13 protein-coding genes are annotated in these 16700 nt (G+C 66.6%); 3 read left to right on the top strand and 10 right to left on the bottom strand.

The window, feature by feature from the left end; translation table 11 throughout:
* Positions 1-122 precede the first annotated feature (122 nt).
* Positions 123-2207 (bottom strand): acyltransferase family protein, encoded by a 2085-nt coding sequence (locus AC6JAC_RS07380; RefSeq protein WP_497964114.1) that lies wholly within the window; start codon positions 2205-2207, stop codon positions 123-125.
* Positions 2204-4258: an acyltransferase family protein gene (locus tag AC6JAC_RS07375; protein WP_497964112.1), complete on the bottom strand. Its 2055-nt coding sequence runs from the start codon at positions 4256-4258 to the stop codon at positions 2204-2206. Before AC6JAC_RS07375 ends, AC6JAC_RS07380 begins: the two co-directional genes overlap by 4 nt.
* Positions 4259-4469: 211 nt before the next feature.
* On the opposite strand from AC6JAC_RS07375, the gene AC6JAC_RS07370 reads away from it, so the two are divergent.
* Positions 4470-5438 carry a DUF389 domain-containing protein gene (locus tag AC6JAC_RS07370; protein WP_028269505.1) on the top strand — a complete coding sequence of 323 codons (969 nt, stop codon included), beginning with the start codon at positions 4470-4472 and terminating at the stop codon, positions 5436-5438.
* A 37-nt stretch (positions 5439-5475) separates the two neighbouring features.
* Here the strand turns inward: AC6JAC_RS07370 and AC6JAC_RS07365 are convergent, their stop codons facing one another.
* The 6 genes from AC6JAC_RS07365 to AC6JAC_RS07340 all read right to left on the bottom strand — a co-directional run bounded on the left by AC6JAC_RS07365 (position 5476) and on the right by AC6JAC_RS07340 (position 11499).
* On the bottom strand, positions 5476-6591 hold the full coding sequence (locus AC6JAC_RS07365; protein WP_347894920.1) for a flavin-containing monooxygenase: 1116 nt from the start codon (positions 6589-6591) through the stop codon (positions 5476-5478).
* A complete protein-coding gene (locus tag AC6JAC_RS07360) occupies positions 6588-6953 on the bottom strand; it encodes a hypothetical protein (RefSeq protein ID WP_497964109.1) in 366 nt (121 codons plus the stop codon). Before AC6JAC_RS07360 ends, AC6JAC_RS07365 begins: the two co-directional genes overlap by 4 nt.
* Positions 6954-7047: 94 nt before the next feature.
* Complete coding sequence (locus AC6JAC_RS07355) at positions 7048-8688, bottom strand: LuxR C-terminal-related transcriptional regulator (protein WP_497964108.1); 1641 nt, start codon at positions 8686-8688, stop codon at positions 7048-7050.
* Positions 8689-8905: 217 nt separating this feature from the next.
* Positions 8906-10516: a chaperonin GroEL gene (gene groL, locus AC6JAC_RS07350; RefSeq protein ID WP_028269509.1), complete on the bottom strand. Its 1611-nt coding sequence runs from the start codon at positions 10514-10516 to the stop codon at positions 8906-8908.
* Between the two features lie 84 nt (positions 10517-10600).
* Positions 10601-10894, bottom strand: a complete 294-nt coding sequence (groES, locus tag AC6JAC_RS07345; protein ID WP_003805290.1) for a co-chaperone GroES — start codon at positions 10892-10894, stop codon at positions 10601-10603.
* A 206-nt stretch (positions 10895-11100) separates the two neighbouring features.
* Complete coding sequence (locus AC6JAC_RS07340; RefSeq protein WP_028269510.1) at positions 11101-11499, bottom strand: hypothetical protein; 399 nt, start codon at positions 11497-11499, stop codon at positions 11101-11103.
* A gap of 55 nt (positions 11500-11554) precedes the next feature.
* Here AC6JAC_RS07340 and AC6JAC_RS07335 point away from each other — a divergent pair, with 55 nt between their 5' ends.
* On the top strand, positions 11555-12790 hold the full coding sequence (locus AC6JAC_RS07335; RefSeq protein WP_497964104.1) for a THUMP-like domain-containing protein: 1236 nt from the start codon (positions 11555-11557) through the stop codon (positions 12788-12790).
* Positions 12791-12816: 26 nt separating this feature from the next.
* Here the strand turns inward: AC6JAC_RS07335 and AC6JAC_RS07330 are convergent, their stop codons facing one another.
* Both AC6JAC_RS07330 and AC6JAC_RS07325 read right to left on the bottom strand, forming a co-directional pair.
* Positions 12817-13647: a shikimate 5-dehydrogenase gene (locus AC6JAC_RS07330; protein ID WP_347894913.1), complete on the bottom strand. Its 831-nt coding sequence runs from the start codon at positions 13645-13647 to the stop codon at positions 12817-12819.
* A gap of 57 nt (positions 13648-13704) precedes the next feature.
* Positions 13705-15369 carry a glycoside hydrolase family 3 N-terminal domain-containing protein gene (locus tag AC6JAC_RS07325; protein WP_497964102.1) on the bottom strand — a complete coding sequence of 555 codons (1665 nt, stop codon included), beginning with the start codon at positions 15367-15369 and terminating at the stop codon, positions 13705-13707.
* A gap of 177 nt (positions 15370-15546) precedes the next feature.
* Between AC6JAC_RS07325 and AC6JAC_RS07320 the strand changes: the two genes are divergently transcribed.
* Complete coding sequence (locus tag AC6JAC_RS07320; protein WP_347894909.1) at positions 15547-16698, top strand: glutamate--cysteine ligase; 1152 nt, start codon at positions 15547-15549, stop codon at positions 16696-16698.
* Positions 16699-16700 lie beyond the last annotated feature (2 nt).

Genomic DNA, 16700 nt, shown 5'->3' with positions numbered 1-16700 from the left:
TGGTGATGCCTTGGTGCGGAAGTGTTGAATAAATTCTAGAACCTCGGCGGCGATCCCCATATTCCGCTGCGGCAATGTGAGGAACCGCACGCCCTCCTCCGGGCCGGGCCCGGCATCTGGCCTCAGGTCCAGCCGGTGGCGGCCAGCAACCGCTGCTCGAACATGGGAATCATGCTCTGCACGTAGGTCTTGGTCAGGTGGTTGTCATCCTTGTAGACGTATACATTGCCCACCACGGCCGGGCAGATTCCGTCCGCGCAGATGAAGTCGCTCAGGTCCATCAAATGGAGCCCGTCCACCTTGCCGCGGTAAGCGTCCAGGGGCGACGAATCCGCGAGCGATTCACCCAGGGGCGGGTTGCAGTCAGCTGCGTCTGCGCCCTTCTTTTGTACGCATTCCGGCATGTTGAACCCGAACCGCGGGTTGTCGCGGACTCCCACCACGTCCATTCCGGCGTCGGTGAACGGTTTGATGCCTTCAAGGTAGCCGGGAACTTCCGTCTCAAACGGCGCATCCTTGAGGGTCAGCGACGCGACCGTGAACACCGCATCGGGCTGATGCTGCAGCACATACGCTGCGCTGGCTTTGTTGAAGGCGTTGCACTCGGCGTCACGCTCTGTGGACTCAGCCCCGAAGCGGCAGTTGCCCTTGAGCAGCGTGACCACCTCCCAGCCGTGTTCCTTGGCGATCGGGCCCAGCGCGGCCATGTACTGCTGCGCGTGCGAATCGCCAAGCACCACGATCCGCTTGGTGACAACCTCCGGCTTGCTGTTCTGCAGGCAGCCGGAGAGCAGCGGATCGTCCGGCACATTCCCGTCGGTGCAGAGGCCGTCAATATCCGCCCACTCATTCTTCATGGCAGCCGGCGCTGGAATGATCTTCGCTTCCGGCGTCGGTTTTCCGACGTTTTCGGGGGTCAGGGCGGCCGCGCCGGGAGTCAGTTCCCTGGGCTGCGCGGCGGCTGCCGCTTCCTCTGCAGTCAGTTTGGTCTGCCACAGGGACACCGGCCCGGCCAGCAGCGCTCCGCACGCCACGATAACGACGGCGTTCCGCCAGACCCGCCGCTGGGGCCAGTGCCATTCGCGCAGGGGCTTTTCCACGAACCGGGTTGTGAGGACGGCCAACACCACGGAGGCCGCCACGATGGCCAGCCCTTGGACGAGGTTGGGCGAGACAACACCGGTGCCGGCGAGTGCGAGGACCAGCAGCGGCCAGTGCCAGAGGTACAGCGCGTAGGAGTTGTCGCCCAGCTTCACGAGGGGTTTCCAGCTCAGGAGCCGGTCCGCACCAAAGCGGCTGCCGCTCTGGCCGGCCACGATGATCGCCGCAGCCGCCAGCGTGGGCCACAGCGCCACAAAGCCGGGGAAGGACCGGTCCACTGTCAGCAGCAGGCCGCAGGACACCATGGCGGCCACGCCGGCCCACCCCAGGATGACGCGAAGCAGCTTTCCCGGCTTCAGGTAAGGCAAAGCCAGTGCGAGCAGGGATCCCAGCGCGAACTCCCAGAGCCGGGTGCGGGTGTCGAAGTAGGCGTAGGCCTGGTTCGTGGCGGTCTGTTCAATGGAGTAGGCCAGCGACGCAGCGAAGATCACGCCGAAGGCAACGGCCAGCAGCACGCGGTAGCTGACGGCCGGGCGCCGCAGGATCCGGTGCAGCGCGGCCGCTCCGGCAAACACCAGTGGCCACAGGATAAAGACCTGCCCCTGGATGGACAGCGACCAGAAATGCTGCAGCGGGCTCGCCCCCGAGTGGTCCTGGGCGTAGTAGTCGACCGCCGAATCCGCGAGCAGCCAGTTCTGCCGGTACAGCAGGGAGGCCCACGCCTGCTCCAGGACGTCCGGCCAGCGGCTTTGGGGAAGGATGGCCCAGGTGCCCGCCAGGACACCGAGGATAACGACGACGGCGGCCGGCAGCAGCCGTTTGAACAGGTGCAGCCAGTGGCTGACCAGTTTGAGCGGACTGCCGCTTTCCACTTTGCGCACGAACGAGAGGGTCAGCAGGAACGCGGAGATCAGCAGGAAGATGTCCACGCCGCCGGACACCCGGCCCAGCCAGACGTGGTACGTGACCACCATCAGGACGGCGAGTGCCCGGAGCCCCTGGACCTCGGGGCGGTACGCCTTCCCGGCTGCCTTGTCCGTGCTTTTCGTAGTGTTCGTCGGTTGCTTTGCGGGGGTCGTCGGGTGCTCTGTGGGGGTCGTCGTCATCCGTTGTTCCAGCCGGTTGCTGCCAGAAACTCCTTCTCGAAGTAGGGGGTGATGCTGTCCATGTACGTCCTGGTGACGTGGTTGTCGTCTTTGTAGACCATGACGTTGCCGATGACCGCCGGGCAGGTGTCGTCCGGGCAGAAGAACGGCGTGAAGTCGAGGAACTTCGTGCCGGGCACCTGGCCCGCTATTTCCGCGGCGGGGGACGCCGGCTGATAGCTTTCGGCCGTCTTCGCGGCACACGCCGCGTAGTCGTCCTGGTGCTGTTCCAGGCAGTCCGGCACCGCCTCGGGCATGCGGGGGGTGTCGCGGAGGGCGACGACGGGAATCCCGGCGTCGTTGATTTCCTTGATCTCCGGGAGCCACGCGGGGTCCATGAATTCCGTCTTGTTCGGGTTCGGGTCCGTCCGGGTGCTGGTGGTGACCACAAGGTCCGGTTTCATCTCCAGGACCTTCTTCATGGTCTCCTTGTTGAAGTCGACGCAGCCGTCCGAGAGCTCAGGCGCGTCGGTCTCCGTCACCGGGCAGTAGCCCTTGGTGATGGCTTCCACTTTCCAGCCGTATTTGTCTGCAAGGTTAAGCAGCGGCGTGGACCAGACGTGGGCGTGGGAGCTGCCGATGACCATGATGGTCTTGTCTGCATCGTCTTTTCCGTTGGTGCACACGTTGATGAGCTCGGCGTCGTTGGTGGTGCAGCCGCCTTGGAATTTCGGCCATTCCTCGGCCACGGTGGTGAGGCTGGGAAGCAGCGGAGCGGACTTGTCGGCGGCATCCACGTACTCGGGATCCAGCACCCGTGCACCCGGGTTGTTGGCCCAGGCCTGGCTGGCGGCCGCGGCCGTGGCGCTGGTGATTTGGAACTGCCAGCCGGCGAGCGGAACGGCAGCGGTGGCTACAGCGGCGGCGACTGCGATGACTGCCCGGCGACGCTTGACCTCCGGCCATTTCCACTCGCGCCATGGTTTCTCGATGAACCGGGTGGTGAGGTAGGCAAGGCCCATCGACACGACGATGATGACAGTCCCGGACAGCGGCCCGGCGTGGTCCCGGCCGGTTGCGGCCAGGGCGATGACAAGGATGGGCCAGTGCCACAGGTACAGGGCGTAGGAGTTGTCCCCGAGCCGGACCAGCGGCCCTGTGCTCAGGATCCTGTCAACGCCGAACCTGCTGCCGGTTTGCCCGGCAGCAATGACGCACGCGGCAGCCAGCGTGGGCCACAGGGCGGCCACTCCCGGAAACGCCGCCTGGACGTTGAGCAGTATGCCGCAGCTCAGCATGGCCGCGATGCCGAACCAGCCGAGGGCAATGCGTCCGGCCCGTGGGATCCGGAGGCCGGGCAGGATCAATGCCACCAGGGTGCCCAGGGCGAATTCCCACAGCCGCGCCCCGGTGTCGAAATAGGCCTGGGCCTGGTTGGTCACAGTGAAGATGATCGAGTAGACCAGCGACACCAGGAATACTGCGGCAAAGATGTAGCACGACAGGATGCGGTAGTGCAGCCGGTACCGTTTGGCCACGAGCGCTGCGCCGGCAAAGATCAGCGGCCAGAGGATGAAGACCTGCCCCTGGATGGAGAGGGACCAGAAGTGCTGGAACGGGCTGGCCAGGCTGTGGTCGGTGGCGTAGTAGTCGGTGGCCTGCGACTGCAGGAGCCAGTTCTCCACATAGAAAAGGGAGGCCCAGCCCTGGGCGATGATATCCAGCCAGCGCGTGCGGGGCAGGAGGAGGAAGCTCGCCGCGAGGACAGCGACCATGACCGTGACCGCCGCCGGCAAGAGGCGCCGGAACAGGTGCAGCCAATGCCTGAACAGCGCCATCGGCCTCCCCTGCTCGTACCTGCCCACAAACTGCAGGGTCATCAGGAAAGCCGAGATCAGCAGGAACACGTCCACCCCGCCGGACACCCGCCCGAACCAGACGTGATAGCTGACAACCATCAGCACAGCCAAGGATCGCAGGCCTTGAATTTCAGGCCGGAACTTTGATTTTCGGCTCGGTTCAGCTCCGGCGCCACTGCGGCGCGGCGAGGCTAGGGCTCTCGCCACAGACATAGAAAACCCCTCAAGCGGATAACCAAAGCATCCATGTTACCGAATCGTAACTTTCATCGCCAATCGCCGAAGCAGGCGAAAAGAACCCCCGCCTTCCATTAAGGCACTCCTAGCTGGGAGTTTCCAGAGGAGGGCGCCTTCGGACGGCGGCCGGGAAACTAGGCTGGTGACGACGCGGGTGCTGGAACCCGGAAACGCGAGGAGTGGCCAAGTGATCGTTCAGGTGCGTATGTGCATTCCCGCTGAGCTCTCCGACCTGGTGGTTGAAAGCTGCACCCAGCAGACCGGTGCGGCGGAAGTAGCCGTGCACAGGGGCGCGTCCATCCAGCCGCCGGGCGACGTGGTGGTGGTCCACGTGGCCCGGGAAGCAGTCGAGGAGCTGCTGGAAAAGCTGCATGTCCTGAAGGTCCAGGAGCTTGGCTCCATTGCCATTTCCATGCCGGAGCTCATGCTCTCCCGGCGCGCCGACCGGGCTGAAGCCGCAGCGCCGGGAGACGGCGCCGACGCCATGATCTGGGACGAGGTGACGCGCCAGACGGGGGAGGATTCACGGCTCACGTGGAGCTATTTGGCATTCCTGGTACTGGCAACGCAGCTGGCCGCGATCGGTATTGTCACGGATTCCACCATCGCCATCGTCGGGGCCATGGCCGTTGGACCGGAATTCGGACCGCTCGCAGCCCTTGCGGTCGCCATCGCCCAGCGCAAATGGAAACTGGGACGCAGTGCCGCCGTGGCGTTGGGGGTCGGCTTTCCCGTGGCCATGCTCCTGGCTGCACTGACGGCCTGGCTGTCCGTGCCGCTGGGGCTCTTCCCCGCAAACACCCTCGACACCGGGTCCGCCGTCGAGTTCATCTACCACCCCGGACCCTATTCGCTGATCGTTGCCGTGCTGGCCGGTGCCGCCGGGATGCTCTCCGTCATCAGCCGGCGCTCGGCCGCCCTGATCGGGGTCTTCATTTCCGTGACGACCGTTCCCGCCGCAGGGTTCGTGGCCGTGGCGCTCGTCCTTGGCGAGTACCAGAAAGCTGCGGGGTCCGCCCTGCAGCTGCTGCTCAACCTTGTGGGCATCGTGGCATCGGCGCTTGCCGTGCTCATTTTCTACCGCATCATCACCAAACGGCTGCCGGACGGAATGGCCCGGAGGCTGAGGCGCCAGGCGCTGCGCGCCCAGAGCTAGCCTCCGGCCCAAGGCATTCACGGGCCAAGGCAGGTCACTAGGCCAACGACCGCGCGGCCAACGAAGCTGCCGCCGGGATCTTTCCCGCCAGGTACCGGGCGTCCCGGCACGCACCGATGAGGGTCGCCGATGTGGCGGCGTACATGAATTCCCCGCCGAGGAAGAACAGGCCGGGCAGGTCGGTGGCCACGCCACGGCGCTGCCGGGGCCGCCCGCCGTCGTCGAATACCTGCGGTTCGATCCAGTCAAAGGACTCGCGGTAGCCCGTGCACCAGATCACGTTGGACACACCGTCGAGGGGGCTGCCCGCGACAACAGGCCGCCCGTCCTGCACTCCGGTCACCCTGGGCACAATGTCGACGCCGGCAGCAGTAAGGTCCTTGCGTTTGGTCCTGATCAGGGGGTCGGCATGCGCCAGTTTGTGCTGTGCGGCCTTACGCCCCAGCGGGTTGTCGACGGTGAGCACGTGGATCCCCAGGAACCGCACCACGGGCAGGGCGAAGCGTGCGGCGTTCCTGCCGTGGCGCACGGGCAGCTCTCCGCTCGGCTTCCCTGCCACCACCGTGGGGTGCGTCCTGCTCACTTCCAGGGCAATTTCCGCTCCCGAGTTGCCCAGTCCCACGACGAGGACGCGGCCGTGCCGGAGTTGGCCCGGATTCCGGTATTCGCTGGAGTGCAGCTGGACGATGGACGGATCCAGCCCGGACGCAAAGTCCGGCAGCCTGGGCGCCTGCGTGCAGCCGGTCGCCACAACGACGTTGCCGGCCTCCCACCGGCGGCCGCCGGACACCGCGACGAACCGCCCTTGTTCCCGCCACAGCCTCTCCACCCGGATCCCGGTACGCACCGGAAGGTCAAAGGTGGCAGCGTAGTTTTCAAGGTAGTCGGCGAGGTCGTCCTTGCGGGGAAAGGACAACCTGTCTCCCGGAAACGGCACGCCGGGAAGGCCGTCGTACTTCGCCGGTGTAAACAGCCTCAGGGTGTCCCAGCGCTGCCGCCAGGCGTCACCGATTCTCGGATTCGCATCCAGGATGAGGAATTTCCGGTCCTGGCGCTTGAGGTAGTGGCCGATGGCAAGGCCGGACTGGCCCCCTCCGATGACCAGGGTGTCAAGCACTTCGACTGCCGCCGCGTCGTCGTTGCTGTTGCTCATTGCAGTGCCTCCTGTTCAACCGCTATGGATTCAGTCGATGAACCCTCCCGGTCGTTTCCCGGCCGCAGGGCCTCCGTACCGCGAAGGGCCTCCGGACCGCGCCGTTCCGTCCGGTAGCGCAGCCACCACACCAGCATCAGCGCGGAGGCCAGCACGTAGAGTGCGTGAAGCAGCCAGATCGGGCCCGCCGGGAGGTGGAAGACGTACACGGAATGGACAGCGTTGGCCACGTTGCTCAGGACCAGGCTGCTGAGGCTATAGGACGCCAGGTCTCTGGTCCGTGCTGCCTTGAGAAGCATCGGCAGCAGGCCAAGGGCGAACAGCACGGTCGAGAATGTGCCGGCCAGGACGGGAAGGTTCATAGTTCGACACTAGGTCCGCGTCCTTGCGCTCCGCGTCGGCAGAAGTATGTATCTTGCCCCGGGCGGGGCTGGGCAGTTCTATGCAGCCCGCGGCTTACTGTGTGAGCCCGTGGTCGTAGGCATACTTGGTGGCGGCCACCCTGGACTGCAGCCCCAGCTTGAGCAAGATGTTGCTGACATGCCGGGCCACGGTCTTTTCACTCAGGTAGAGCTCCCCGGCGATGGCCCGGTTGGCCATCCCGGAGGCCACGAGCCGGAGTACTTCAAGTTCGCGCGGCGTCAGGGGTCCGGGCCGCGCGTCGTGCGCCGGTGTGTACTGGAGCGAGGCTGCCCAGGCAGCGGCGGGGGCAGCACCGAGGGCAAGGAATTCAGCGTGTGCCGCCTCGAAGTCCATCTCCGCCGAGTCGTCGTCGCCGGATGCGCGGCAGGCCTGGCCCACAAGGGTGCGGCAGCGCGCGGCTTCGAACGGAACGCCCAGTTCCCGCCAGAGCGTCCACCCCTGTCGCAGGACCGGCTGCGCCAGGGCGGGTTCTCCTTCGGCGAGCAGGACGGCCCCGCCGGCCTGGCAGGAGGCAGCCTGCAGCATCGGCATCCCGCAGTCCTGCGCCACGGATGCCAGTTCGTCGGCGGCCCGGCGCGCAGCGGCCGTGTCACCCGCAGCCAGTTCTATTTCCACGAGCGCCGGCAGCAGGTGGCGGCGGGTGGCCAAATCGGCGGCGTCGGCTGACCTGCGGATGAGGGTCTGGGCGGCCGGGACGTCCCCACGGGCCAGCCTCAGCAGCGCGAGTCCCGGCTGGGGCTCATAGCCGCTGCGCGCCGCCTGCCGGTAGCATTCCTCGGCCGCCACGAACTCACCCCGCAGCCGTTCCACTTCGCCCTGCTGGTAGTAGCCGCCGTAAAGTGCCTGGTAATCTCCCGCCGCGGACAGCCGCTGCGCGTCCTTCGCGGCGCTGACGGCGTCATCCCAGGCCCCGTGCAGCCGGTACAGGTCGGCGCGGTGGCCCTGGCACTGGCCGCTGAACAGGACCATGTCCGGCCGTCCGCCGCACCACCGGTCCAGTGCGGCCGTCCATTCCAGGGCGCGGCGTAGATCGAAGGCCAGGTGGCAGGTGCCGATGACGGCGCAGTAGATGATCCCCGAGGGGACCGGCGAGAGCTCTCCGGCGGTTACCGCGACCATCACCTCATCAAAGAGCCCGACGCCGGTGCTGATGTCACCGAGCGCCACGCAGGCCTGGCCCGTTCCCAGCAGCGAAAGCGAGATGAGGTCCCGGTCCTGGAACTTCTCCCCGATGGCCAGGGCATCCGTGAACCCCCGGCGGGCACCTTCGGGGTTGCCCCCGAACAGCATGCCCAGTGCCGTGGGAATCAGCAGCAGGCCCTCCACTGCGCAGGGTTCGTTCAGCTCTGCCACCAGCCGTCCGGCTCGGGCGAACCATCCCGCGCTCCGGGCCGGCTGGCCCGAGTTCATCAGATGGATGCCGATCCACCCGGCGCAGCGGGCCGCGCCCACCACGTCGCCGACGACGAGGTACTCCTCGTGCGCGCGGGTGAGGGTCTCGATTCCGGCGTCGGATTTGCCGGTCAGGATTTCCACCGTGGCAAGGCGCTCGAGGTCTGCCGCAGGAAGCCCGCCGTGCTGGTCGGCATCGAGGAAGTGCTCGAAGGCGTCGGTCCAGCGATGCTCCTCGAAGGCGGAACGGCCTCTGTCCAGCCCGGCTTCAGACGTTGCCATGATGCCTCCCCGCACCGTTCCAAGCTCCATCTAAGCGCCACGGTACGCCGGGGGTGCCAGGTGCACAAGCTCGGGCAGAAAGCGCCGAACCGGGGTGTAAGAGCGGGAGGTACAGGGCCCAAACCGGCGCGAAAAAGGCCGGCCCGGCGTCGGCGGTTCCTGGAAACCGCCCGGCCGGACCGGCCTTTTGCTGTGCTACTAGAGCCCTGCCTGCAAGCTAGTGCTTGTGGCCTGCGTGCTCGTCCTCGTCGGCCGGCTTTTCGACAACGAGGGTCTCGGTGGTGAGAACCAGTGCTGCGATGGAAGCGGCGTTGCGAAGGGCTGCGCGGGTCACCTTGACGGGGTCAATGACACCGGCTGCGATGAGGTCTTCGTACTCGCCGGTCTTGGCGTTGAAGCCATGGTGGATGGCGGATTCCGCCACCTTTGCAGCGACGACATAGCCGTCAAAGCCGGCGTTCTGGGCGATCCAGCGCACAGGCTGGACCAGAGCGCGGCGCACGATGCCCACAGCTGCTGCTGCGTCACCTTCGAGTGCGGTGACCGACGGGTCCTCGTCCAGCGCCTTCAGGGCGTGGATGAGGGCGGAACCGCCACCGGCAACGATGCCTTCTTCGAGGGCAGCGCGGGTGGAAGACACGGCGTCCTCAATGCGGTGCTTCTTTTCCTTCAGCTCAACCTCGGTGGCTGCGCCAACCTTGATCACGCCGATGCCGCCGGCCAGCTTGGCCAGGCGCTCCTGGAGCTTTTCCTTGTCCCAGTCCGAGTCGGTGCGGGTCAGTTCAGCCCGCAGCTGGGCAACGCGTGCCGCAACGTCCTCGGCCGATCCGGCGCCGTCAACGATGGTGGTGTTGTCCTTGGTGACCGTGATGCGGCGGGCCGTACCCAGCACCTCGAGGCCAACGGAATCCAGGCTCAGGCCGAGTTCCGGGGAAACAACCTGTGCGCCGGTGAGCGTCGCGATGTCCTGCAGCATGGCCTTGCGGCGGTCGCCGAAGCCGGGTGCCTTGACGGCAACGACGTTCAGGGTGCCGCGGATGCGGTTGACGATCAGGGTGGAGAGGGCTTCGCCTTCAACGTCCTCGGCAATGATGAACAGCGGCTTGGAGCTCTGCAGCGCCTTTTCCAGCAGCGGCAGGAAGTCCTGCACCGAGGAGATCTTGCCCTGGTTGATCAGAATGAGGGCGTCTTCGAGGACTGCTTCCTGGCGTTCCGCGTCAGTGACGAAGTACGGGGACAGGTAGCCCTTGTCGAACTGCATGCCCTCGGTGAGGACCAGTTCGGTCTGCGTGGTGGAGGACTCCTCGATGGTGATCACACCATCCTTGCCGACCTTGCCGAAAGCCTCGGCCAGGAGCTCGCCGATCTCATCGCTCTGGGCGGAGATGGCTGCAACGTTCGCAACCTGGGTGCCCTCGACGGGACGGGCATTCTCGAGCAGGCGTGCTGCGACGGCCTCAACCGAGACCTCGATGCCGCGCTTGATCTGCCCCGGAGCTGCGCCGGCCGCAACGTTGCGCAGGCCTTCCTTGACCAGTGCCTGCGCCAGGACGGTGGCGGTGGTAGTGCCGTCGCCGGCGACGTCGTTGGTCTTGGTGGCGACTTCCTTGGCCAGCTGCGCGCCAAGGTTCTCGAACGGGTCATCCAGTTCGACTTCGCGGGCGATGGTCACGCCGTCGTTCGTAATGGTGGGAGCGCCCCACTTCTTGTCCAGCACGACGTTGCGGCCGCGCGGGCCAAGCGTCACCTTGACAGTGTTGGCGAGCTTATCGATGCCGGCTTCAAGCGACCGGCGGGCAGCGTCGTTAAACGCAAGCTGCTTTGCCATGGTTGTGTCCTTTCGAGACAGAAACCCCGCGCCGCTGACCAGTCAGAAATGAATCAGACGGATCGGCGGCGCGGGGTCAAAGAGTTACTTTACGACGATCGCCAGGACGTCGCGGGCGGACAGCACGAGGTACTCGGTGCCGCCGGTCTTGACTTCGGTTCCGCCGTACTTGGAGTAGATAACAACGTCGCCAACGGCAACGTCGACGGGAACGCGGTTGCCGTCTTCAAAGCGGCCGGGGCCTACTGCGACAACTTCGCCTTCCTGCGGCTTCTCCTGTGCGGAGTCCGGGATTACCAGGCCGGAAGCCGTGGTCTGCTCTGCTTCGAGCGGGCGGACAACAATACGATCCTCAAGAGGCTTAATAGAGACCGACACTCGGACCTCTCCTTCTACGTCAGCAAATTCATGGACTGGAAAACCGTTGCGCCTGTGCGTGCAAACCGTCGTCGCGGTGCCGGCAGCAGCGTGGCTGGCAGTTCTCCATGTGTTAGCACCCTCCTAGGGAGAGTGCTAATGAAGACTCTATGTAGTCGTTAGCACTCGGTCAAGGCGAGTGCCAGAATTTCGTCACCGGTGAACGCCTAGCGACCCGCCAGGTCATCAAAGTCGACGTCGTCGCCATCGTCCGTGTCGTCGTCGTTCGTAACGTTTCGGTTCCGGTACAGCACGACGGCGGCAGCGAGCGCCGTCGCAACCGAGGCGATCAGGAACACGAGGCCGCCTGCGCGGACAGCGGCGTACGACTCGCGGATTTGCCGCGCCTCGTCGGTGTCGTCCTGGATGTTCTTGCCGCCCACCGAGTAAACGGTTGCGTTGAAGGAGTCCAGGAAGAAGATGATCACCAGGAGCGCCAGGCAGACGACGGCGATGGCGGCACCGGCGATCAGCGCGGGGCGGGCGTACCTGGCAAGGCCCGTGGGCTGGTGGTGGTCATTGCGTTGGTCTTCTACGGGTGGCTGCGGCCCTGCGCTGTCTTCCATGCCTCCAACCCTAGCGGCACCGCGGGTGTCCGCCGCCTCGATTAGGCTTGATGACATGGCTGACGCACCGCAGGACCTGATCGCTCCGCTCCTGACCAGCGAAGGCTGGGAGCTGCTGGCGTCGCTGGGCCCGTACGGGGAGGACGATGCGTTCCGGCTCAATGAGTCGCTCCGGAAAGCAGGCCACTCCCCCGCGCTCGTCTCGGCAGTCCTCACCCAGTCCAGGCTGCGGACCAAGGCTGAGGCCAAATTCGGCGAATTCGCCCGGCAGATGATCTTCACCCAGGCGGGCCTCGAACAGGCCACGCGCCTCAATGTCGCCGCCCGGCACGCCGAACGGTTTGCCTCCGCGGGGATCGAGCACGTGGCGGATCTCGGCTGCGGGCTGGGCGCCGATGCCATGGCGCTGGCCTCCATGGACATCCGGGTCACGGCAGTGGAAATGGACGAGACCACCGCCGCCTGCGCCACCATGAACCTGATTCCCTTCCCGCACGCCAGCGTGGTCCACTCCGATGCCACCACCGTCCCGCTGGACGGCGTGGGCGGCGTCTGGCTGGACCCCGCCCGCCGCACCACCTCCACCTCCGGCACGCGCCGGATCTGGGATCCGGAGGAATTCTCGCCGCCGCTGTCCTTCGTGGAATCCCTCGCCGAGTCCGGCCGCGCGGTGGGCGTGAAGATGGGGCCCGGCATGCCGCACGAATCAGTCCCTGCCGGCTGCGAGGCGCAGTGGGTCTCGGTGGGCGGCGACGTCACCGAAGTCGCGCTCTGGTTCAACGCCGTCAGCCGCCCCGGCGTCCGGCGCGCCGCCCTGCTGCTCGGCCCGCAGGGCGCTGCCGAAATCACCAGCGCGGAAGGGTTCGACGGCGGACCGGTGGCCCCCGTGGGCCCGGTGGAGGGGTACCTGTACGAGCCTGACGGGGCAGTCATCCGGGCCGGGCTTGTGGCGGATGTCGCGGCACGGCTGGGCGGCCACCTCGTGGACGAACACATTGCCTACATCTGCGCGCCGGAGCTGGTGGACACCCCGTTTGCCAGGGCCTACAAGGTCCTGGAGGTCATGCCGTTCAACGTCAAGGCCCTCAAAGCCTGGGTGAAGCAGCACAACATCGGCGTCCTGGACATCAAGAAGCGCGGCACGTCGGTCACTCCGGAGGAGCTCCGCAAGCAACTCCTCGCGGGGGGCGGGAAGGGGTCCAAGGGCAAAAAGACAGCCACCCTGGTCCTCACCAGGATCGGCGAGGACCGGGTGGCCATTTCCGTGGAGCCGGTTCAGCCCAAGGTTTAGCCTGTCCCGTTACCGGGCATTCCGTGTCACTGGGCCCGCATGAAGTCTTCGGCCGCGCGGACCTGCTCGTCCGTGGGCCGGACGCCGGTGTACAGCACAAACTGCTCCAGTGCCTGGATGGTGGCCACTTCGGCACCGGTGATGACCGTCTTCCCGGCAGCCCGGGCAGCCTTGATCAGGGGCGTCTCGGCCGGCAGCGCCACGACGTCGAACACCACCTTCGCGGCGTCCACCGCCTCCGGGGGGAAGGACAGTGCGTCGGCGTCGGGACCGCCGGCCATACCAACGGGCGTCACGTTGATGATCATGTCCGCCGTGCCGCCGGCGTCCGCCGCGGGCAGTTCGGCGCTCCACTTGAATCCGTAGAGGTCCGCGAGCGGCTTACCTGACGCCTCGTTGCGGGCAACGATGGTGACGTCGCGGAAGCCTGCGTCACGGAGCGCCGCGGCCGTCGCTTTCGCCATACCGCCGGAACCCTTGAGCAGCACCGAGTAGTCCGCGGGAACGGCGTTGCGCTGCAACAGCTGCTCGATCGCCGTGTAATCCGTGTTGTAGGCGGTGAGCTTGCCGCCGTCGTTCACGATGGTGTTGACCGAATCGATGGCCTTGGCCGAAGGGTCCATCACGTCCACCAGCGCAATGACGTCCTCCTTGTACGGCATGGACACCGCGCAGCCCCGGATACCGAGGCCCCGGACGCCGGCAATCGCCTGGCCAAGGTCCGTGGGCGCGAAAGCCTTGTAGATCCAGTTCAGGCCCAGCTGGTCGTAGAGGTGGTTGTGGAAGCGGGTCCCGTTGTTGCTCGGCCTGGCCGAGAGCGAGATGCACAGGGTCATGTCTTTATTCAGAATTGGCACGGGTCCATTAAACGCCCCGGAAGCCCGGACAGCACTGTTACGCCACGGAGCGACGCGTCAGCAACCAGTTCCGGGCGCATAAGGTCCGACGGCGGCCGGCAGCTTTCCGGGCGCGGGCGCCTTGCCCGCGAGCACGGCCACCAGGGCGTTGAACGCTTCCTGGCTGCGGCCGTAGAGGGCCACCTTGGCGGGGGCAGCCGAGCCGGCCAGCGGCCACGGCGCATCAAGCGCCACGACCACGTCGCCTTGGGCCGGGGGCCCCTCGTAGCCGATCAGCGTCACAAGCGGTCCGGCGCCGAGCGTCATGCCGGCCGCGCGGGCGGCCTGCGCAAAACGTGCGCGGTCCTGTTCGTTGCCGCCGGCCACCCGCACACTGCCGGGCACCATCGGTCCGTGGCACGGTCCGGCCAGGACGGTGACTGCCGCTGCTGAGACCCGCTGGGAAAGGGCGGAGCCACTTCCGGGCGCGGCGGCCGGGGGTGCAGGCGTGCGGGCCCGCCACATCATCATGGTCACCACCCGCTGCGCAGCCTCGTCGAGGCGCTGTGGCGGGAGGGCGCCCGTGCTGACGGCGCTGACCACCGCGGCATGCGCTGCTGCCACGTCCCCGGGCATCAGCAGCAGGTCCGCCCCGGCAGCAAGTGCCAGCGGTGCGGCGGACTCCCCGGGGAACCGCTTCTGCACCGCGCCCATGTTGAGTGCATCCGTCACGGCAACACCCTTGAATCCCATGCCCCGAAGGGCAGCGTAGCTCGGTTTGGACAATGACGCCGGCACGCCCGGCTCCAGGGCGGGCACGGAGATGTGGCCGGTCATGACCATGGGCAGGCCGGCATCGATGGCAGCCTGGAACGGTTTCCAGTCCTTCGCCCGGAGTTCCGCCACGGTTGCCTTCTGCACCGGCAGGTTCTCGTGCGAATCGACGGCCACCGAGCCATGCCCGGGGAAATGCTTGGCGGCGGGCAGGAGCCCGGCGGCCAGCATTCCCTGGGCAAAACCGACGCCGAGGGTCGCCGCAGCATCAGGGTTGCCGGACATGGCCCTGGCTCCGATGGTCGGGTCCAGCGGGCCGGCCGTGACATCCGTGGCCGGCGCGAAGTCCGCGGTGAAGCCGAGCCCGGCAAGTTCCGCGGCGAGCGCCCTGCCGGCGTCGGCAGCGAGGCCGGCGTTGCCGGCGGCCCCGTAGCTCATCGGGGCCGGCCACTCGGTCAAGGGTGCCCGCAGCCGGGCCACAACACCGCCTTCCTGGTCCACTCCGATGACGGCAGGCCAGGTGCGTCCGTCCGCCCTGGCCGCCTTCTGCAGGAGGCCTATCCCCGAGGCCATCGCGGCGGTGTCAACGGTTCCGTCGGCGGACCGCGGCACGTTGTCACCCATGACGATTGATCCACCCAGATGCAGCCGTTCCATGGTGGCGGCGTGGGCGGCAAAGTCGGTTCCGGTGAAGAAGGGCATCAGCACCTGGCCGGCCTTCTGTTCAACGCTCATTTTTGCGACGGCGGCGCGGGCAGCCTCTTCGTCCTTCTGCTGCGGTCCCCAGCCCAGCTGGCGTTCCCCGGGGTCGGGGGTTGACGGCGTGGGCGTTGCCGGGCTTCCCGACGCGGCGGGCGCGGAACGCAAGGCGCTGCCGGACGCGGGCGCCGTTGACGATGGAGTTCCGGACTGCGTTCCGGAGGAGGGGGCCGGGGAAGGATCGCCGGTACAGGCGGCGGTGGCAAGCATTGCCGCCGTCACCGCCAGCGTCGTCGCTGTTTTACGGAAAGTCCTTGTGTGAAAACTGTCACTGCGTCCTTGAAACCAAGCCATCATCTCGATGCTACCCCTGCACTAGACTTGAACCACCCGTTGCCCGCCCTCTGGCTGCTTCTGCAACGGACGGCGGAACAGTGAAGGGACCACATGAAGATTGATTTCGCTTCATCCAGGCAATCAACTCTTGGTGTGGAATGGGAGCTCGCCCTGGTCAATGCGCAGACCGGCGAACTGGCTTCGGTAGCCAATGAGGTGCTGCGCGGCGTGGCCGCCAACCACCCCGAGCTCAACGAGGACGACGAACACCCGCACATCAAGCAGGAACTCCTGCTGAACACGGTGGAGCTCGTCACCGGCATCTGCGAGACAGTGGCGCAGGCCAAGGCGGACCTCAGCAGTTCGCTGGCCGCCGTCCGGGAAGTCACCGACCCGATGGGCGTTGAGCTTTTCTGCGCCGGCAGCCATCCGTTCAGCCCGCCGCAGCTGCAGCCGGTCACGGACAAGGCACGGTATTCCAAGCTCATCGACCGCACCCAGTGGTGGGGGCGCCAGATGGTGATCTACGGCGTGCACGTCCACGTGGGCCTGGACAGCCGCGACAAGGTCCTGCCGGTGCTGGACGGCCTGCTGAACTACTTCCCGCATTTCCAGGCGCTGTCCGCCTCGAGTCCCTTCTGGGGCGGCGAGGACACCGGCTACGCGTCCCACCGCGCGCTTATGTTCCAGCAGCTGCCCACCGCGGGCCTGCCGTTCCAGTTCTCCACCTGGGCGGACTACGAATCCTATGTCCAGGACATGTTCACCACCGGAGTGATCGACACCATCTCAGAGATCCGCTGGGACATCCGCCCGGTACCCAACCTGGGCACCATCGAGATGCGCATCTGCGACGGCCTGGCCACCTTGGAGGAAGTCGGCGCGATTGCGGCCCTGACCCAGTGCCTGGTGGACGAATTCTCCACCATCCTGGACAACGGCGGCACCATTCCCACCATGCCGCCCTGGCACCTCCAGGAAAACAAGTGGCGTGCGGCCCGGTACGGCCTCGATGCGATCATCATCCTGGACGCCCAGGGCAAGGAGCAGCTGGTCACCGAGCACCTGCTCGAAACTCTGAACCGGCTCGCGCCCGTGGCCGCGAAACTCGGCTGCTCGGACGAGCTCGCCGACGTCGAAAAGATCATCAGCCGCGGTGCCGGGTACCAGCGGCAGCGCCGTGTCGCGGCGGAAAACGGCGGCAACCTCCAGGCCGTGGTGCTGGACCTCGTCAAGCAGATGCGGAACGGCCCCACCGCCTGAGC

Source organism: Arthrobacter sp. KUASC02, from assembly GCF_059739395.1.
Note: the sequence above shows the minus strand (reverse complement) of the source record. Positions and strands in the feature narration are given on the sequence as shown.